The sequence below is a fragment of the Microcoleus sp. AT3-A2 genome, from assembly GCF_036705685.1.
GTDB lineage: Bacteria > Cyanobacteriota > Cyanobacteriia > Cyanobacteriales > Microcoleaceae > Microcoleus.
In genome coordinates, this window is the sequence record NZ_JAUBVF010000003.1 from 126740 (window position 1) to 143378 (window position 16639).

The following is a 16639-nucleotide window of genomic DNA, read 5'->3' on the forward strand; positions in this document are numbered from 1 at the left end:
GAGAATTTCCAACCAAAGGATGAGGAAAATTTGACAATATTGCTGTTAGCGGAGCTCATGATTAACATTGTTTAGCCGATCGACGATCGCCTATAATCGCAACATACCTGTATTGAGGTGGCTGTTAAGTCATCGCAACTGCAAAATGCTTCACCATACCGGAATATCATCGCTTGACAGAACAGGGGTTCTTTGGTGAGGACGATCGAGTTGAGCTAATCAAGGGTGAACTTGTCAACCGGGCTGCTAAAGGTACCGCTCACTTTGAATTATAAAAAACTTTGATATCATTCCAAAGGAAATAGGCTGGCAAACGGCCAGCCTAGAATCAGGAGAACTTTATTTCAAACTCGTTGAAAATCTAGCTAAACAAACCCGAAATCCCGTTGACTGCTATTGCTCCAGCCAAAGCGGAAACAACCACAGAAGTCAGAGCCGTACCGAACAGCCACCAAGCTGCGGCTGCTGCCGCTTCACGTGCATCTTCTGCTTGCTGCTTGGTCTTTTTCTTGAGTTCTTTGATGCGTTTTTTGGCTTCAGATTGCAGGCGTTCCGAGCGCAATAAAACGCTGTCCCGTGCTCCTTCCATTTGGTCAACAATTCGGTGAGCGTCAGTCTCGGAAATATCGGAACGAGAACTCAGCAGAGCAACTAAAGTATCGCGATCGAACTCACCTAAACGCTCTTTAATCGCGTCAAATCCTGCCTGCGGGTCATCAAACACTTTGCGTAAGTCCCGCTTGATTCCCTCATAGTTGAGCTCTGGTCGCTCCAGCGAATTGAGGTAATCCCGAATTTTCCCGAAAATACCGTCAATTGTTGACTGGAACTTGTCCTGAACCATTTGAACTTGTTCGACAATTTGGTTGCGGACAGATTCAATTTGGTCGGCAATTCTGTTAGCTTCATCGAACGAGATGTCTTCCCGCTGCGACAGCAATGCTACCAGAGTCGATCGATCGAAGTGCTTCAGGCGATCGCCCAAACTTTGCATCCCCATTCCCGGCTCGCTAAACAGCAACTGCAAATCCCGTTTGATGCTTTCAGGATTGAGTTCTTCCTTGTCCGTATTCCGCAAGTAATTTTCCAAACTTCCTTGGAAATCCCGGACTGTTTTTTGAGCGCGAGAAGCCAAGCGACGGGGCGATTTCACGATGCTGCGAATCGAATCTTGCACGCGATCGATCGTCCGATTGATCTGTTCTTCGCTCAAATCTTCCCGCTGCGACAGCAACTTGACTAAAGTTTCGCGATCGACCTGAGAAAGTCTTTCCCGAAGTGCCAAAGTACCCTCTTTCGGATTTTCAAACAATTTACTCAAATCCCGACTGATACCTTCAGGATCGAGCTCTTCGAGGTTTGTATTCCGTAGGTACTCGCCAATTTTTGCAGTAACTTCCTCGTACTGTTGCTTCGCTCTATCTGCAACTATTTGCGGCGCGTGGATAATGTTGTCGCGCACAGATTCAATCCGGTCGATCGCCTGATTGATCTGTTCTTCGCTAAGGTCTTGGCGCTGTGACAGCAACTGCACCAGCGTATCGCGGTCGAATTGAGATAAGCGTTCTCTCAGCGCTTGGAATCCGGCTTCCGGGTCGTTTAACAGCGTTTGAAACTCGCGCTCGATCGCTTCAGGATTGAGTTCTTCCTTATTAGTATTGCGGAGATATTCTTCTACCTTTTGCCGTAATTCTTGCGCTTTCGACTGCGCTTGCTCTTGCAATTCTTGAGCTTTAGAAATCACCCGATCGCGCGAACTTTCGAGCCGCCCGATTAACTGATCGGCTTCCTCTGGACTGAAATCTTCCCGCTGACCCAGCAACTGCACCAAAGTATCGCGGTTAAACTGCGAAAGGCGATCGCGCAAAGCCTCAAAACCAGCATCCCGATCTTCCAAAAGCGCTTGGAAATCCCGCTCGATACCTTCAGGATTCAATTCCTCCTTGCCGGTCGATCGCAAATAATTCTCAATCCGGCTCCGCAAATCTTGAGACTGTTCTTCACCAGCAGCAGCTTGCACAATTTCCAACACTTCTTGTCGGACACCTTCAAGCTGTTCGGCAATTTCCGTCACCTGTTCAGGAGCAAACCCCTCGCGGCGGCCCAGAATCCCTACAAAATAATCGGGATTAAATAGCTCTAACTGGCGCAAGACAGCCCCAGGAGAAGCTTCCGGGTCGTAAATCACATCCCTAAATTCCTGCTTGATTGTCTCCCGGTTGAGATGCCACGGTTGGGCATTCATCAAGTAGTTTTCCACATCAGCCTTAGCTGTATTGAAAGGGAGCGCAGGCACTTTATCGCCCACCTGAGAAGCAAAAGATTTAGCTTTTTGAGTCCCTTGTGCTGTCAGTTGTTGTAACTGGCCAGAGATTTTTTCAACATCCAAATCCGACAAATCAGTCCGCGACAAAACAGTGCCGACAAGAGCTTCGACACCCAACTGCATCGCTCGGTTCATGCCGCCTGAGCCGGATTTTGATTTGTTTTCCCTACTTTCCAGAATTTGAGACAGCTTGGCGTTGAGTTCCTCAGACTTCAACAAATCGGGAGCCGCAAACTTGAGAAAATCAACCAACTCTAAATTCGGGTCTTTATGCTCTTGCTGCTTGCCGAAAGTTTGCTTCCAAACGCCTTCGAGTTGGTCAGCAATTTGATTTATTTCCTCTTGAGAAAAGTCGGTGCGACTCTTAACTAAATCGACAAAAGTCTGGCGGTTAACATTCTTCAGCACGTCGCTTCCCGCAAAAGATTTGATATCTGCATCGCCCAGCAACTTTTCAAATTGACCGCGAATTTCCTTAACATCTAGTTTCGGTAACTGCAAAGAACCCACATAATCTTGCAGTGTTTCGCGAATGCTCTCCGGGTCTACAGCCGAACTCAACTCGCGGCGGACAGCGGCAACAGATGCCTCTACAGTGTTGACCATTTGGTCGCTGGCCATCTTGCCACCGATCGCTGCACCAGCAGTACCCATGACGCCTTGAACGCCTGAAAAAGCAGTTTTTATCAAGGAACCGATCATAGAACCGACGGCGCTAGAACCGAGCCACACCAGCGTTAAAAAGTACGCCGACCAAATGACCACACCAATAATTGCCGCTCCGTCTACGCTGGCAATTGAAGTTAGTTTGACTGCTAGAAAACAAGCCAAAAATAAAGCCAAGTTAACTGTGACTAAAATCCAACCCCCGACTAGACCTTCAGTCTTACGAACTTTAGTCCCCAAACTTTCAGATTCATCATCGTCATCGTCGGGTAAAGCCTCGTCCCAATTTGAGATTTTGGCAGCGATCGAGAAATTTGTTAACAGGAATTGGAACCCGAAAGCCATAATGACTCCGGCGATTAATGCAACGAAAAACTGCGGGCTTAAAAACATCAGCCCTCCGATATCGGGGTGGTCAAATGGCACATCTATTTCTACTGGCATTTGGGCAATATTGAATTTGGGACTGTACAGCGACATTAATAATTCGCTTTCAAACATAATTTACCTCCTAACTTTTTATGCCTAACTCGGCATAGCGAAAATTGTCCCCAACTTTTTTATAGGGGATTTTGTAATCTTTAGATGATGGTTTGTTTTGGTTGGGCTTTATCTTACGGAAGGCCTTATTAGTGAAATTGGGATGAGTAGTAAATCAGTTCTCTAGTGATCTCATCCTTACTACTTATTATGCTTGTGGAAGCTAAAAAATAAATCCGTCTAAAGTCAGAAATCAGTCTTTCTGAGACTGATAGCAGCCGAGTCCGCCAAAAGTTTTAAGTTGGATGTGGGGGCGCTCCCCACCAATTCTCAATAGTAGTAAAGTGTGATGTGCTGCACTCTACATATCGTAGAGTGCGCTACCTAGTTGAGGATTCCGTTTGATTTTTAGGTTCAAAATGCGCTAGTAATTGCGATCATTCGATCTGCACTATCGTTTGCGTGCGATCGATGTTTTCTAAATCTAATTGCAGGCAATTCAACAAACATGATATCGGGTGCGCCCTAGCGTACCCTACGGATTTTTGCCGCAGCATTTACCCTCACAGTTGCGAATGCTGCGAATACATCCGTACTCCTCGAAACGTTGACTGTGTTTGCGAACAGTAGGATAGGCCAGTAAATTGAATGGAATTCCGATTAGTTTGTACAACAATCGACCAGCAGCATGAACAATATCCCAAATTTCGCTTAAATTAGGTTCTTGAACAAATTCTCCTATTTCATCTTTTAAGGCAAGCCACTGAGATTGCACAGTAGGAGAGTGACAATTATCAAATACTGCCATACCTTTTTCGTAGTTTTGCCAAACTTTATTCATATATTTAATCAAATCAGGCTTAGTTCTGATAATATCAGAAGTTAATCTGAGATTACAATCATCCGGTATTTTAAGGAAATCAGCCATGCGACTCTCTCAAATGCTTTTTGTTACCCTGCGCGAAGACCCGGCAGAAGCAGAAATTCCTAGCCACAAACTATTACTCCGTGCCGGATACATCCGGCGCATCGGTAGCGGCATTTACGCTTATCTACCTTTAATGTGGCGAGTTCTCAAAAAAGTATCTCAAATTGTGCGCGAAGAAATGGACGCTACCGGCGCTCAAGAATGCCTCCTCCCGCAATTGCAACCGGCGGATTTGTGGCGGGAATCCGGCCGCTGGGATACCTATACTCAAGCTGAAGGTATTATGTTTGCCATGACAGACAGGCAGCAGCGAGAATTGGGACTGGGCCCAACTCACGAAGAAGTAATTACTACAATTGCTAAAGATATGATTCGTTCCTATCGGCAATTGCCTTTACATCTTTATCAAATCCAAACTAAGTTCCGCGATGAAATTCGCCCGCGTTTTGGGTTGATGCGGGGTCGCGAATTCATTATGAAAGATGGCTATTCTTTCCACACAAACGAAGAAAGTTTGAAAAAAACTTATCAGGATATGGCTCAAGCTTATAGCAATATGCTGCGCCGATCGGGCTTGCAATTCCGAGCAGTAGATGCTGATTCTGGAGCCATTGGCGGTTCTGGTTCTCAAGAGTTTATGGTGCTGGCTGAAGCGGGAGAAGATGAAGTTCTTTATACTGAAGATGGTCAGTATGCAGCTAATGTGGAAAAGGCTGTATCGATGCCTGCTGATGTGGAACCGTCGCCATTTGCAACTTTTGAAAAGCGGGAAACGCCGGGAACTGAAACAATTGATAAACTTTGCAAATTTTTGAAATGTTCTCCGACGCAAGTTGTCAAAAATGTGCTTTACCAAGCTGTTTACGACAATGGCATCACAGTCTTGGTATTGGTAAGCATTCGCGGCGACCAAGATGTGAATCAGGTAAAGTTGCTGAATGAGTTGACGAAGTTAGCGGGCAATTATCAAGCTAAAACTGTTTTATTTTTGACTGTTCCCGATGCGGAAGCTCAGCGGAAATGGGCGGCTAAATCTTTACCTCTCGGTTATATGGCTCCCGATCTTGCTGATGATTATATCGCTGGCAGCAAGGAGGTAAACTCTAAGTTTTTGCGTTTGGTCGATCGCACTGCAGTTGACCTGACAAACTTTGTCACCGGTTCAAACGAATCAGGATACCACGTTGTCGGAGCTAATTGGGATAAAGAATTTCCCCTACCAGCAACGGTTGTGGGTGTCAGAACAGCCAAAAAGGGCGATCGGGCAGTGCACAACCCCGAACAAACCTTGCAAAGTGCCAGAGGCATCGAAGTCGGCCACATCTTCCAATTAGGAACCAAATACTCCCAAGCAATGGGCGCCACCTACACCAGCGAACAAGGCGAAGAAATGCCCTTTGTGATGGGCTGCTACGGCGTCGGCGTGTCGCGGCTAGCTCAATCGGCCGTAGAACAATCCTACGACAAAGACGGGATAATTTGGCCAGTGGCGATCGCCCCGTATCACGCCATCATTAGCATCCCCAATATTTCCGACTCCCAACAAGTAGAAGTCGCCGAAAAACTATATGCAGAACTCAACCAATCTGGCATTGAAACGTTACTAGATGACCGCGACGAACGAGCCGGAGTTAAATTCAAAGATGCTGATTTGATCGGCATTCCCTATCGGATTGTTCCGGGTCGTTCGCTGAAATCAGGCAAAGTTGAAGTTGTGGAAAGAGCAACTCACAAATCACAGGAAATTCTCATTGAGGAAGTAAATTCTACTTTAAAACAGTGGATTGAAGCCGCCATCAACTAAGCCTTTATAATTGGTAAGGTGCGCGACCGCGCACCTACATTTAGGCTCGCAATGTACGCGGTGTAAACCCTACATTAGCTCCCCTCTTTCTCTTCCTTCTTCCCTCTTCCCTCTTCCTGACATCTGTTACATCCGTTACATCCCGTACATTGCTCGTTGCCGAACTTCCCTCTTTCTTCTGATGTGAAATTCCCTAAAACTTAACACTCGATATGAATCTGAACCTAAATCAGTTTCTTCGATTCCCTCAATCCCGAATTGGGCGGTACTTAGTTCAAGTAACTATTGTTGCTGTCGCTTACGCCGTGGGGGCGAGGCTAGCAATTTCAATTCAAGGTGTCAATCCCTTTGCTGCCTCGGTGTGGCCGCCCGCAGGAATTGCCCAAGCCGGACTTTTATTGTTTGGGAGTAAAGTCTGGCCTGCCATAGTTTTGGGTACATTTTTGCTCAATTTGGTTAACCCAAGTGAACAGATATTTGCACTTTGGTGGGGAGGAAACGCCGGGGCGATTCTGCAAGCGGTTTTTGCCGTAACTGTCCTGGGCTGGTTCCGGTTTCGTCCCTCTATCGAGCGCTTGAAAGATGTAATTAATTTAATCTTGTTTGGCGGTCTAATTTCTACTCAAATCAGTTGCACTATTGGCGCGTTTTCTCTATATTTAGCTGGCAAAATAGAGTGGAGTGAATATTGGTCGGCTAGATGGAATTGGTGGTTAGGAGACACAATGGGAGTTTTAATTTTCACTCCCTTACTTCTAATATTTCTTCGTCCTCAAGGAACCACATATCATTTAAAAATAGAAACAGAAACAGAGAAAAATTATTTAATTGAGCGAGGATTATGGTTAATATTATTAATCGGAGTGAGCTGGCTAGTTTTTGAGTCGAAATATGAAGATTCTATTTCTCGTTATCCCCTCGAATATTTGCCGTTTCCTTTGATCATGTGGGCTGCGCTTCAATTCGGTCAGCGAGCCGCTGTCCTAGCATCATTTATTGTCTCAATCATCGCAATTTTGGGCAGTTCTCATGAAGGGGGACCCTTCACAGCCAAAGCCGACAATATTAATCAGGCTATCTTATTTTTGCAAGCTTTTATGGGTGTAATTACGATTACCTCGCTGCTATTGGCAGCGACAGTAGCTGAACGCACATCAGCAGAGCATTCTCTGCGGGAGAGCGAAATTAAATATCGAGAATTGGTGGAAAATGCTAACAGTATTATTCTGAAACTGGACGCTGATGGCAATATTACTTTTTTTAACGAATTTGCCGAAAAATTCTTTGGTTACAAGGAAGAAGAAATTTTGGGAAAAAATGCCTTGGGAACCATTATTCCACCGACGGACTGTGAAGGAAATAACTTAGAGTTGGTTTATAGTCAAATTTTACACAATCCCGATCGCTTTATCAGCTATGAAAATGAAAATATGCGGCGCAGTGGCGATCGCGTTTGGGTATCTTGGGCAAATAAACCGTTGGTTGATACAGCGGGAAAACTTTTGGGCATCCTCTGCATCGGGACAGATATCACCGATCGCCGAAAAGCTGAAATAGCGCTGCAAAAGCTGAATGAAAAGCTGGAAATCCGAGTAGAAGAGCGGACAAATGCCCTGAAACAAAGCGAAATTCAGCTACAGAAACAGAAATCGGCATTAATTGATTTAGCCAAAAATAAAGCGCTGAATCAAGGCGACTTAACAAAGGCGCTTCAAGAAATAACTGAAACTGCTAGCCGTACTCTGGAAGTTGCCCGATCGAGCGTCTGGCTGTACGATCGCACTAAATCCAAGATGGAGTGCCGAGATTTGTTCGATCGCACTCTCAACCAGCACTCACACGGTTTGGAATTAGCAGCAGCAGACTATCCTGTCTATTTTCAAGCACTGCGAGAAGAACGCGCAATTGCTGCCTTTGACGCGCAAAACGATTTTAGAACTAAAGAATTTGCGGAATCTTACCTAATTCCCTTGGGCATCACTTCTATGCTAGATACGCCGATTCAAATAGGCGGAGAAACAGCAGGAGTTTTCTGTTTAGAACACGTAGGAATGCCCCGCTTTTGGACGATTGAAGAACAAAGTTTTGCTGTTTCTCTAGCCGACTCTGTAACTTTCGCAATGGAAGCGCGAGAACGGCAGCGGGCTGAAGAAGCGCTGCGGCAAGCTGAAGAAAAATACCGCAGCATTTTTGAAAATGCGATCGTCGGCATTTTTCAAACTACCCCAGATGGGCAATATCTCAGCGCCAATCCTGCTTTGCTTCGCATTTACGGTTACAGTTCACGCGAGGAATTGGTCGGCACATTAACTGATATTAGCCAACAGCTTTATGTTGACTCCGAACGCCGGGCAGAAATTGTCCGCTTAATAGAAGAACAAGGCAAAGTATCGGATTTTGAATCTCAAATTTACCGCCGAGATGGCAGCATAATTTGGATTTCGGAAAATACTTATACAGTGCGCGATTCCTACGGAAATTTGCTTTATTACGAAGGTACTGTTCAAGACATCACAACTCGTAAACAAGCTGAGGCAGCTTTGCGCTTAGAACAAGAAAAATCTGATCGTCTCCTACTCAACGTTTTACCGCAACCCATCGCCGACAGATTAAAACAAGACCAAAGCATCATCGCCGATACTTTTGCCGAAGTCACAGTATTATTTGCAGATATCGTCGGTTTTACCCAAATTAGTTCCCAAATTTCTCCGCCCCAATTAGTTTCCTTGCTTAACGACATTTTTTCGACATTCGATCGCTTAGCAGAAAAGCACGGATTAGAAAAAATTAAGACGATTGGCGACGCTTACATGGTAGTTGGAGGGCTGCCGATGCCCCGCAGCGATCATGCAGAGGCGATCGCCCAAATGGCGATCGATATGCAGCAGGCAATTACTAACTTTAGCCATACCCACAATCAAGATTTTAGCATCAGAATTGGCATTAACACCGGCCCGGTTGTCGCCGGAGTAATCGGTATTAAAAAATTTATTTACGATTTATGGGGAGACACCGTTAATACCGCTTCCCGCATGGAATCCCACGGCAAGCCGGGGTGCATTCAAGTCACGTCTGCAATTTATGATATATTGCAGGACAAGTATGTATTTGAAAGTCGCGGCGCGATCGAAGTTAAAGGCAAAGGCCAGATGAACACTTATTTTCTGATAGGAATCAAGTTATAGCATCAGAAATAATGAAGAAGGAAGAAGCAATATAAGAAGTCATATTTCAGAATCAATAATTTCCTAATCTTCGGGCGCGGTTGCTATAGTTAGTTAAAAATATAACACTCAGTATGATTTCCCCAAAAAATCAGTTTCTGCGATTTCTTCAATCTAGAAATTGGCAATACTTAGCAAAAGTAGCTGCTCTTGCTTTTGTTTACGCTTTGGGAGCAACAATAGCAATTTCAATCCCAGGCGTAAATAAATTAGCTACCTGTGTCTGGCCGCCCGCAGGAATTGCACAAGCTGCAATTTTATTATTTGGTCGCCGCATTTGGCCGGGAATAGCTTTAGGCGTGGTTTTTTACGAGACTATTAACCTTAAGGTATCTTTAACACTTGCAGCACTTAGTGCCTTTTGCGCTTGTTTACAAGCTTTATGCGCCTTTACTTTGCTGCAACAGCTAAAGTTTCGCCCCTCACTTGCTCGGCTGATCGATGTAGTCAATTTAATTTTTTGCGGTGCTGTAGTTGCCACTCAAATCAACTGCACTCTCGGCACGCTGCGCCTCTGTGTAACTGGTTTAGTTGACTGGAGCGAATATTGGCACATTCGATGGAATTGGTATCTCGGAGATACATTAGGAGTTTTAATTTTTACTCCCCTGCTGTTGATTATATACAATCACAAACCAGCGCCCAGCCCTTCACAAAATACAGGTTATCAAACAATTGTAAATCGAATCGGTGCTGCAATAGGCCTGGTGTTATTAGTAAGCGTCAGTTGGCTAGTATACAACTCAAAAAGTGAAAGTAATCTCTCCGGTTATCCCCTCGAATACTTGCCATTTCCCTTAGTAATTTGGGCAACCATTCAATTCGGCCGGGGCGGGGCGGTTTTAGCATCTTTCATTGTATCCAGTATCGCCATTTGGGGAGGTTCTCAGGGAGGCGGCCCCTTCATTGCCAAAGCGGAAAATATCAATCAGGCAATATTATTTTTGCAGGCTTTTATGAGCGTAATTGTAATTACTTCGCTGTTATTGGCCGCCACAGTAGCGGAACGCACCTCAGCAGAGGATTCGCTGCGCCAAAGCGAAATTAAGTATCGGGAATTAGTGGAAAATGCTAACAGCATTATTTTAAAACTAGATACGGAAGGAAATATTACCTTTTTTAACGAATTTGCACAGAAGTTTTTTGGTTACGAGGAAAAAGAGATAATTGGCAAAAACGCCGTGGGAACAATTATTCCCCAGACAGATACAACAGGAAATGACTTGGCAGCAAAGTTGAGAGATATTTTGCAAAACCCAGAACAATACACGCGAAATGAAAATGAAAGTATCCGGCGTAACGGCGATCGCGTTTGGGTATCCTGGGCAAATAAACCGCTGTTTGACGCAGCAGGAAAGTTCGCGGGAATGCTGGCAATCGGTACGGATATCACAGACCGCAGGCGGGCTGAAATGGCGCTTTACAAGCTGAATGAAGAGTTAGAATTTAGAGTAAAAGAACGAACTAATGCTCTGAATGATACTTTAAGTGCACTGCGAGTTCAACAGGAACAATCAGAACGCTTGTTGTTGAATATTTTGCCGGAAGAAATAGCAAATCGGTTGAAGCGGGGAGACAGTACGATCGCAGATACTTTTGCTGACGTTACTGTCTTGTTTGCGGACATAGTAGGCTTTACTCAATTGAGTTCGCGAGTTTCTCCAACGCAATTAGTAGCCTTGCTGAATGACATCTTTTCGACATTTGACAACCTAGCAGAAAAGCACGGTTTGGAAAAAATTAAGACGATTGGCGACGCTTACATGGTAGTAGGAGGGCTGCCAATTCCTCGCCCGGATCACGCAGAAGCGATCGCACAAATGGCCCTCGATATGCAGGAGGCAATTACTGACTTCAGCCATACCCACAATCAAGATTTAAGCATCAGAATCGGCATCAATAGCGGCCCGGTTGTTGCCGGAGTTATTGGAATTAAAAAATTTATTTACGATTTATGGGGAGACACCGTTAACACTGCTTCCCGCATGGAATCTCACGGCAAGCCAGGGAGTATTCAGGTAACAGAAACAACTTATCAGCAATTGCGAGAAAAGTATTTCTTTGAAAACCGCGGCGCGATCGAAGTTAAAGGCAAAGGCCTGATGACTACTTATTTACTGCAATGCCGAAAATAGCTTTAGTAAAGGTTTTTCTCTAAAATAAGAGCGATCGCGCTCTCAAGTGTGCGATCGCCCTCATTTTAATTTAGCCAAGTTTTTTAAAGCTTGTACAGGTTAATTCCAGCTTCCTTCGCCATTATTTCCAAACCCTTGTGTTCCAAGGTTTTAATCGCCTTTGTAGAAAGGTGCAATTTTACCCAGCGCTTCTCCTGCGGCCACCAAACCCGCTTCCACTGCAAATTTGCCTCTTGCAATTTGTGAGTGCGGTGGTGCGAGTGAGAAACTGCAAAACCGTTATTCGCCTTCTTCCCCGTTAGCTGACATTTCCGTGACATACTTCCCTCCAGATTACCGTTTTTTGCGTGCAGCATTTCATTATACCCGAAGGAAGAAGGAAGAAGGAAGAAGGAAGAAGGCTTTAGTTATCCCTTTAGCAAGAGAAATAAACTCTTGCTCCCCCCCTTAGCAAGGGGGGTTGGGGGGGGAATTACATTGCACGTTCAGTCAACTTTGTCAAGACTTGATTCGATCGCTCGACAAAATCCTTCATCCCTTCAGCATCGAAACCCTTCTGGGCCATCAAAGCCAAGTCGTAAACGTGGTGACAAATCATACTCGCCAACTCAGCCGACGGAGACTCGCCGCCACCTTGAATAATCGCACCCTGACTCAAACTCGCCAGATTTTGAATCAGCGGGTGAGACGTATTCACCAGCAAAACGTGGTCTTCTGGGAATTCGGCCGCTTGCTGCAGCAACAGCGCCGTCATGTCCCGCATCCGGCGCAAAGCTTCCGGCAAAAGTACGATCGCAGGTGGCGTCGCCTCCGCAGAGTCAGACTTCAAAGCTTCTGTGCGAATGTTCACTTTCGGCTTATTGAGAGCTTTTTGGAACATTTCCTTAACTTGTTCGCTGCGAGTTTTATTCGTCGCCGGATCGACAATCTCCGCTTCTTTCTCTTTGTCAATTAGCGTTTCGTCGATGTCGGAATCAACCCGCGAGAATTTGACATCTGAGTGTTCTCGTTCCAAGAAACTAATAAAGTGCGTGTCGATGAAAGAATCCATGAACAGCACTTCTAAACCTTGGCTTTTGTGCATTGCCACGTAAGTTGCTTGAGAGGCAGGATCGGTACAATAAAACACGCGATTTTCATGGCGTTTTTGATTGCGTTCCAAATACTCTTTCAGCGTCGTGTAAGGTTGCGTCGAAGTAGAAGTTTCCGACTTCGGAGTCACATCCTGCCACAAATCTCCTTCCTCACTTTGCACCTGAACTTCGGGCGTTACAGTTTCTGGCTTCTCGGCTGTTGGTTCGTAGGTGCTGCGGTAGATTAAAATATCTTCGACTTGCTTTTTGAACTTGTCATCGTTGAGAGTTCCGAACTTGACAAAAGTGCCGATATCTTGCCAGCAGCGGATGTATTCGTTACGGTCGTCGCGGTAGAGTTCTTTCAGGCGATCGCCCACTTTTTTCGCAATATAATCAGCGATTCTCCGCACAGTGCGATTGCTTTGCAAAGAACTGCGAGAAACGTTCAGGGGAATGTCGGTACTGTCAATCACTCCCCGCAGCGGCATCAAGAATTTCGGGATAATTTCTTCGCAGTGGTCGCTGACAAAAACCTGGTTGCAGAATAGCTTGATATTCCCTTGGGTAACATCGACCTCCGGGCGCAGTTTGGGAAAGTAAAGAATCCCGTTGACAATAAAAGGATAATCTGTATTCAGGTGTACCCACAGCAGAGGCTCGTCTTGGGACGGGTAAAGGTGGCGGTACAGTTCTAAGTAATCTTCTTTTTGCAAATTGCTGGCTGATTCCCGCCAAATTGCTTTGTGCTTGTTGAGTTCCTTACCCTCAAATTTGATGGGAACTGGCATGAAATCGCAGTAAGTTTTGATTAAATGCTCGATGCGGCTGGGTTCTAGATATTCTTCTTCTTCATCTTGGAGTGTAAGAGTAATAGTAGTTCCGCGTTCGGTGCGGGAGGATTCTGATAGTTCAAAAGCGGGGGAACCGTCGCAAGACCAGTGTACTGCTTGGGAGCCTTCTTGGTAAGAAAGGGTATCAATCTCTACTTTCTTCGCCACCATGAAAGAAGAGTAGAAACCGAGGCCGAAGTGACCAATAATGGCGTCGTCGCCGCTGCCTTGGTATTTTTGAATAAATTCTTCTGCGCTGGAGAAAGCGACTTGGTTGATGTATTTTTTTACCTCGTCGGGTGTCATGCCGATCCCGTTATCGGAAATTGAGAGGGTTTTGTTTTCTTTGTCAATGGCAATGTTAATTTGCGGTTCGCCCATGTCGCCGCCGTATTCGCCGGAACGAGAAACCATTTTGAGTTTGGCAATGGCATCGACGCCGTTAGAAATTAGTTCCCGCAAGAAGACTTCGTGGTCAGTGTATAGCGACTTCTTGATAATCGGGAAAATATTTTCGGTATGGATTGAGATTGTTCCCTGTTCTAAAACTGTCATAATTTTTCGCTAGGTATTTGTCGGGAATGAACCGTGATTAGTCATTGGTCATTGGTCATTGGTCATTGGTCATTGGTCATTAATTGTTAGCCGAGCTTAATTTTCCTGTTATATGTTGTTAGCTGCTAACTACTCGCTACTGACTACTAACTACTGACTACTAACTACTCACTACTGACTAATGACTGAGGACTAATGACTATTTAATGATTTTCGGCGATCGCGCTCTCTTTTGCAAAAGGGATTACCCCAAAAAGATGATTCGGTTTCCCTCACATAGTAGCTCACAAAGGCAACCGCAGCAGGAAAGTAGCGCCCTGCCCCAATTCGCTGCGGGCGCTGAGGCTGCCGCCGTGTGCCCGGGCGATGGTTTGGGCGATCGCCAATCCCAGTCCCGAACCGCCGGTATTGCGCGATCGATCGCTGTTGACTCGGTAGAATCGATCGAATATTCGCTCTAAATCTGCCGCCGCGATCCCAATACCCGTATCTTGAACCTGAACGATCGCCTCGATGTGATTGCAATCTAAAATAACTGTTACTTTCCCGCCCGCCGGAGTGTATTGAATGGCATTAACAATTAAATTAGAAACTAAGCGATAAAGTTGGTCGGAATTGCCGACAACATTTAATTGCTGCTGTACGCGCATTTCGGATGTTAGGGCTACCTTAGAAGCGATCGCCAAAGCTGCCAATTCCTCTACTAAATCGCTAACTAGGTCATTCAAACAACACAATTGAGGGCGATCGCGTATCACTTGATTATCCATGCGAGCCAGCAGCAGCAAATCAGCCACTAACTGAGTTAATCGTCGGTTTTGGCGATCGATCGTCCGCAAAATTTCCCGCGCCTCTTTTTCATCTAATTGAGGCGTCAACAGTGCTGATTCTACAGTCGCCTGCGAAGCCGCTAAAGGCGTCCGCAATTCGTGGGCTGCATCCGCTGTAAACTGTTGAATTTGTCGGTAGGAAGAATAAATCGGTTTCATGGCTAATCCTGCCAATAACCAACTCGAAAAGCCGATCAAAATCAATGCTGTAGGCAATCCTAATTTCAAAACCCATTTCACTGTACTGAGATAATCATTAAAGTCTTGCAGGCTCCGCCCAACTTGAAAATATCCCCAATCTTGCTGTGTTTGGGTGTGTAGCGCTACAGAAATTTGGTGATAAACATTACCTTTGGTGTCAGTTATTGTTTGCCAGTATTGGGAGTTAAATCCGGCTGGTAATTCTTCTGGATAATCGCCAGCCGTAGCAATTAGTTTACCGGAATAATCAAATAAACGAATATAGTAATAGCCTTGGTTGATAGCGCTTAAAATATGGCGGCTTGGCAACTGTTCTTTAATGCCTTGAACTCCAATGAGGCGGAGGTTGGGCAAAAGTTCGTTGACTATAGGCTCCAAGCGTCCGGGCTGCTGTAATTTGAGTTCTAGGCTGTCGTGTAGCGTCCCCGCTACCGATTCTAATTCCCGGTCTATGGCTACCCAGTGAGCGTGGGCGATCGCCTTATATACGCCAAATCCCAGTAAGCTTAAAATCAAACCCATTACTGCTGCATAGGAAATGGCTAATTGCCAGCGAGTTCGGTTAAATAGTTTATTTTGATTCATTTAAAGTTAGATTTTATATAATTGTTAATAACAGGCCAGATGCCTGTTCCACAAAATTAAATTTTATTGTGGAACTGGCGGGATATCCCGTTCCTCAACAGGTAATTGACAATGGTGCAAAATGTATGTAAGTTGAAAGTTACATATTAAAGTTACATACACTTTGCACCCTTCTTAAGAACAGGCAAGATGCCTGTTCCACGAGTTTTCTATATGATAGCCAGATACTGGAAACGAGATATAATCCCCCCGCCGTTGCCCCTACAGCTTTAATTTCTCATGCGGTATCCGACGCCGTGAACGGTTTCAATTAAATTCGCGCCGCCAACCGACTCAAGTTTGCGCCGCAGCAAGCGCACTTGAGCTGCTACCACATTGCTAAAGGTATCTGCGCTCGCCTCCCATAGCTGATTCCGAATTTGGTCAGTGGTGATAATTTGGTTCGGATGTTTCATAAAATATTCTAACAGTTGAAATTCTTTGTTTGTCAGCGAAATTATCTGGTTTTTGCCGTTGCGATCGAGATGGCACACAGTTCGAGCTCCGCAGTCCAAAACCAGATTCCCTACCTGTAGTTGTTGCGGTTGAATTTGGGGCGATCGCCTTTGCAAAGCCCGCAATCTTGCTAACAGTTCCGCCATGCCAAACGGTTTAACTAAATAATCGTCAGCCCCGGCATCTAGTCCCGCCACTTTATCTTCCATTCGGTCTTTTGCTGTCAGCATCAAGACGGGGAGAGCGCTATTTTTAGCACGCAATCTCCGCAGCAGTTCCACTCCTGACAATCCTGGTAGCAACCAGTCAAAAATAGCGAGGGTGTATTGCATCCAGTGACTCTCTAAATATTCCCAAGCTTGATTGCCATCTAGGGCCCAATCAACTATATATTTTTCCTGCTTTAAGGTTCGCTCGATCGCTTTCCCTAAATCTGGCTCATCTTCAACTAGCAAAACTCTCATAACTCTAATTTATAGCGGTAAATCCTTATACATTGTTAGC

General features: G+C 45.3%; 9 protein-coding genes. 3 read left to right on the forward strand and 6 right to left on the reverse strand.

Features of this window, described 5'->3' with window-relative positions:
- Nucleotides 1–361: 361 nt before the first annotated feature.
- Together QUB37_RS03465 and QUB37_RS03470 are read right to left on the reverse strand one after the other, a co-directional pair.
- Nucleotides 362–3493 carry an MFS transporter gene (locus QUB37_RS03465; RefSeq protein WP_333159123.1) on the reverse strand — a complete coding sequence of 1044 codons (3132 nt, stop codon included), beginning with the start codon at nucleotides 3491–3493 and terminating at the stop codon, nucleotides 362–364.
- A gap of 514 nt (nucleotides 3494–4007) precedes the next feature.
- Nucleotides 4008–4400 (reverse strand): hypothetical protein, encoded by a 393-nt coding sequence (locus QUB37_RS03470; protein ID WP_333159126.1) that lies wholly within the window; start codon nucleotides 4398–4400, stop codon nucleotides 4008–4010.
- On the opposite strand from QUB37_RS03470, the gene proS reads away from it, so the two are divergent.
- The 3 genes from proS to QUB37_RS03485 all read left to right on the forward strand — a co-directional run bounded on the left by proS (nucleotide 4399) and on the right by QUB37_RS03485 (nucleotide 11563).
- On the forward strand, nucleotides 4399–6204 hold the full coding sequence (gene proS / locus QUB37_RS03475) for a proline--tRNA ligase (RefSeq protein ID WP_333159127.1): 1806 nt from the start codon (nucleotides 4399–4401) through the stop codon (nucleotides 6202–6204). The genes QUB37_RS03470 and proS overlap by 2 nt on opposite strands.
- Nucleotides 6205–6416: 212 nt before the next feature.
- Nucleotides 6417–9389, forward strand: a complete 2973-nt coding sequence (locus tag QUB37_RS03480; RefSeq protein ID WP_333159129.1) for an adenylate/guanylate cyclase domain-containing protein — start codon at nucleotides 6417–6419, stop codon at nucleotides 9387–9389.
- 113 nt (nucleotides 9390–9502) lie between these two features.
- The gene (locus tag QUB37_RS03485; protein ID WP_333159132.1) at nucleotides 9503–11563 is read left to right on the forward strand and encodes an adenylate/guanylate cyclase domain-containing protein; all 2061 of its coding nucleotides are present in this window, start codon (nucleotides 9503–9505) and stop codon (nucleotides 11561–11563) included.
- An 83-nt stretch (nucleotides 11564–11646) separates the two neighbouring features.
- On the opposite strand, the gene rpmB is transcribed toward QUB37_RS03485, so the two are convergent.
- The 4 genes from rpmB to rppA all read right to left on the reverse strand — a co-directional run bounded on the left by rpmB (nucleotide 11647) and on the right by rppA (nucleotide 16599).
- Nucleotides 11647–11883: a 50S ribosomal protein L28 gene (rpmB, locus tag QUB37_RS03490; protein ID WP_242724808.1), complete on the reverse strand. Its 237-nt coding sequence runs from the start codon at nucleotides 11881–11883 to the stop codon at nucleotides 11647–11649.
- A gap of 152 nt (nucleotides 11884–12035) precedes the next feature.
- Entirely contained in the window at nucleotides 12036–14024 is a 1989-nt protein-coding gene (gene htpG / locus QUB37_RS03495) for a molecular chaperone HtpG (protein WP_333159134.1), read from the reverse strand.
- A 284-nt stretch (nucleotides 14025–14308) separates the two neighbouring features.
- A complete protein-coding gene (gene rppB / locus QUB37_RS03500) occupies nucleotides 14309–15640 on the reverse strand; it encodes a two-component system sensor histidine kinase RppB (RefSeq protein WP_333159136.1) in 1332 nt (443 codons plus the stop codon).
- A 269-nt stretch (nucleotides 15641–15909) separates the two neighbouring features.
- A complete protein-coding gene (gene rppA, locus QUB37_RS03505; RefSeq protein ID WP_333159138.1) occupies nucleotides 15910–16599 on the reverse strand; it encodes a two-component system response regulator RppA in 690 nt (229 codons plus the stop codon).
- Nucleotides 16600–16639 lie beyond the last annotated feature (40 nt).

What these genes read in the sequence shown, in the direction of transcription:
- htpG (WP_333159134.1), bottom strand. Translation starts at nt 14,024, where the DNA reads ATGACAGTTTTAGAACAGGGAACAATCTCAATCCATACCGAAAATATT.
- rpmB (WP_242724808.1), bottom strand. Translation starts at nt 11,883, where the DNA reads ATGTCACGGAAATGTCAGCTAACGGGGAAGAAGGCGAATAACGGTTTT.
- rppA (WP_333159138.1), bottom strand. Translation starts at nt 16,599, where the DNA reads ATGAGAGTTTTGCTAGTTGAAGATGAGCCAGATTTAGGGAAAGCGATC.
- rppB (WP_333159136.1), bottom strand. Translation starts at nt 15,640, where the DNA reads ATGAATCAAAATAAACTATTTAACCGAACTCGCTGGCAATTAGCCATT.
- QUB37_RS03480 (WP_333159129.1), top strand. Translation starts at nt 6,417, where the DNA reads ATGAATCTGAACCTAAATCAGTTTCTTCGATTCCCTCAATCCCGAATT.
- proS (WP_333159127.1), top strand. Translation starts at nt 4,399, where the DNA reads ATGCGACTCTCTCAAATGCTTTTTGTTACCCTGCGCGAAGACCCGGCA.
- QUB37_RS03485 (WP_333159132.1), top strand. Translation starts at nt 9,503, where the DNA reads ATGATTTCCCCAAAAAATCAGTTTCTGCGATTTCTTCAATCTAGAAAT.
- QUB37_RS03465 (WP_333159123.1), bottom strand. Translation starts at nt 3,493, where the DNA reads ATGTTTGAAAGCGAATTATTAATGTCGCTGTACAGTCCCAAATTCAAT.
- QUB37_RS03470 (WP_333159126.1), bottom strand. Translation starts at nt 4,400, where the DNA reads ATGGCTGATTTCCTTAAAATACCGGATGATTGTAATCTCAGATTAACT.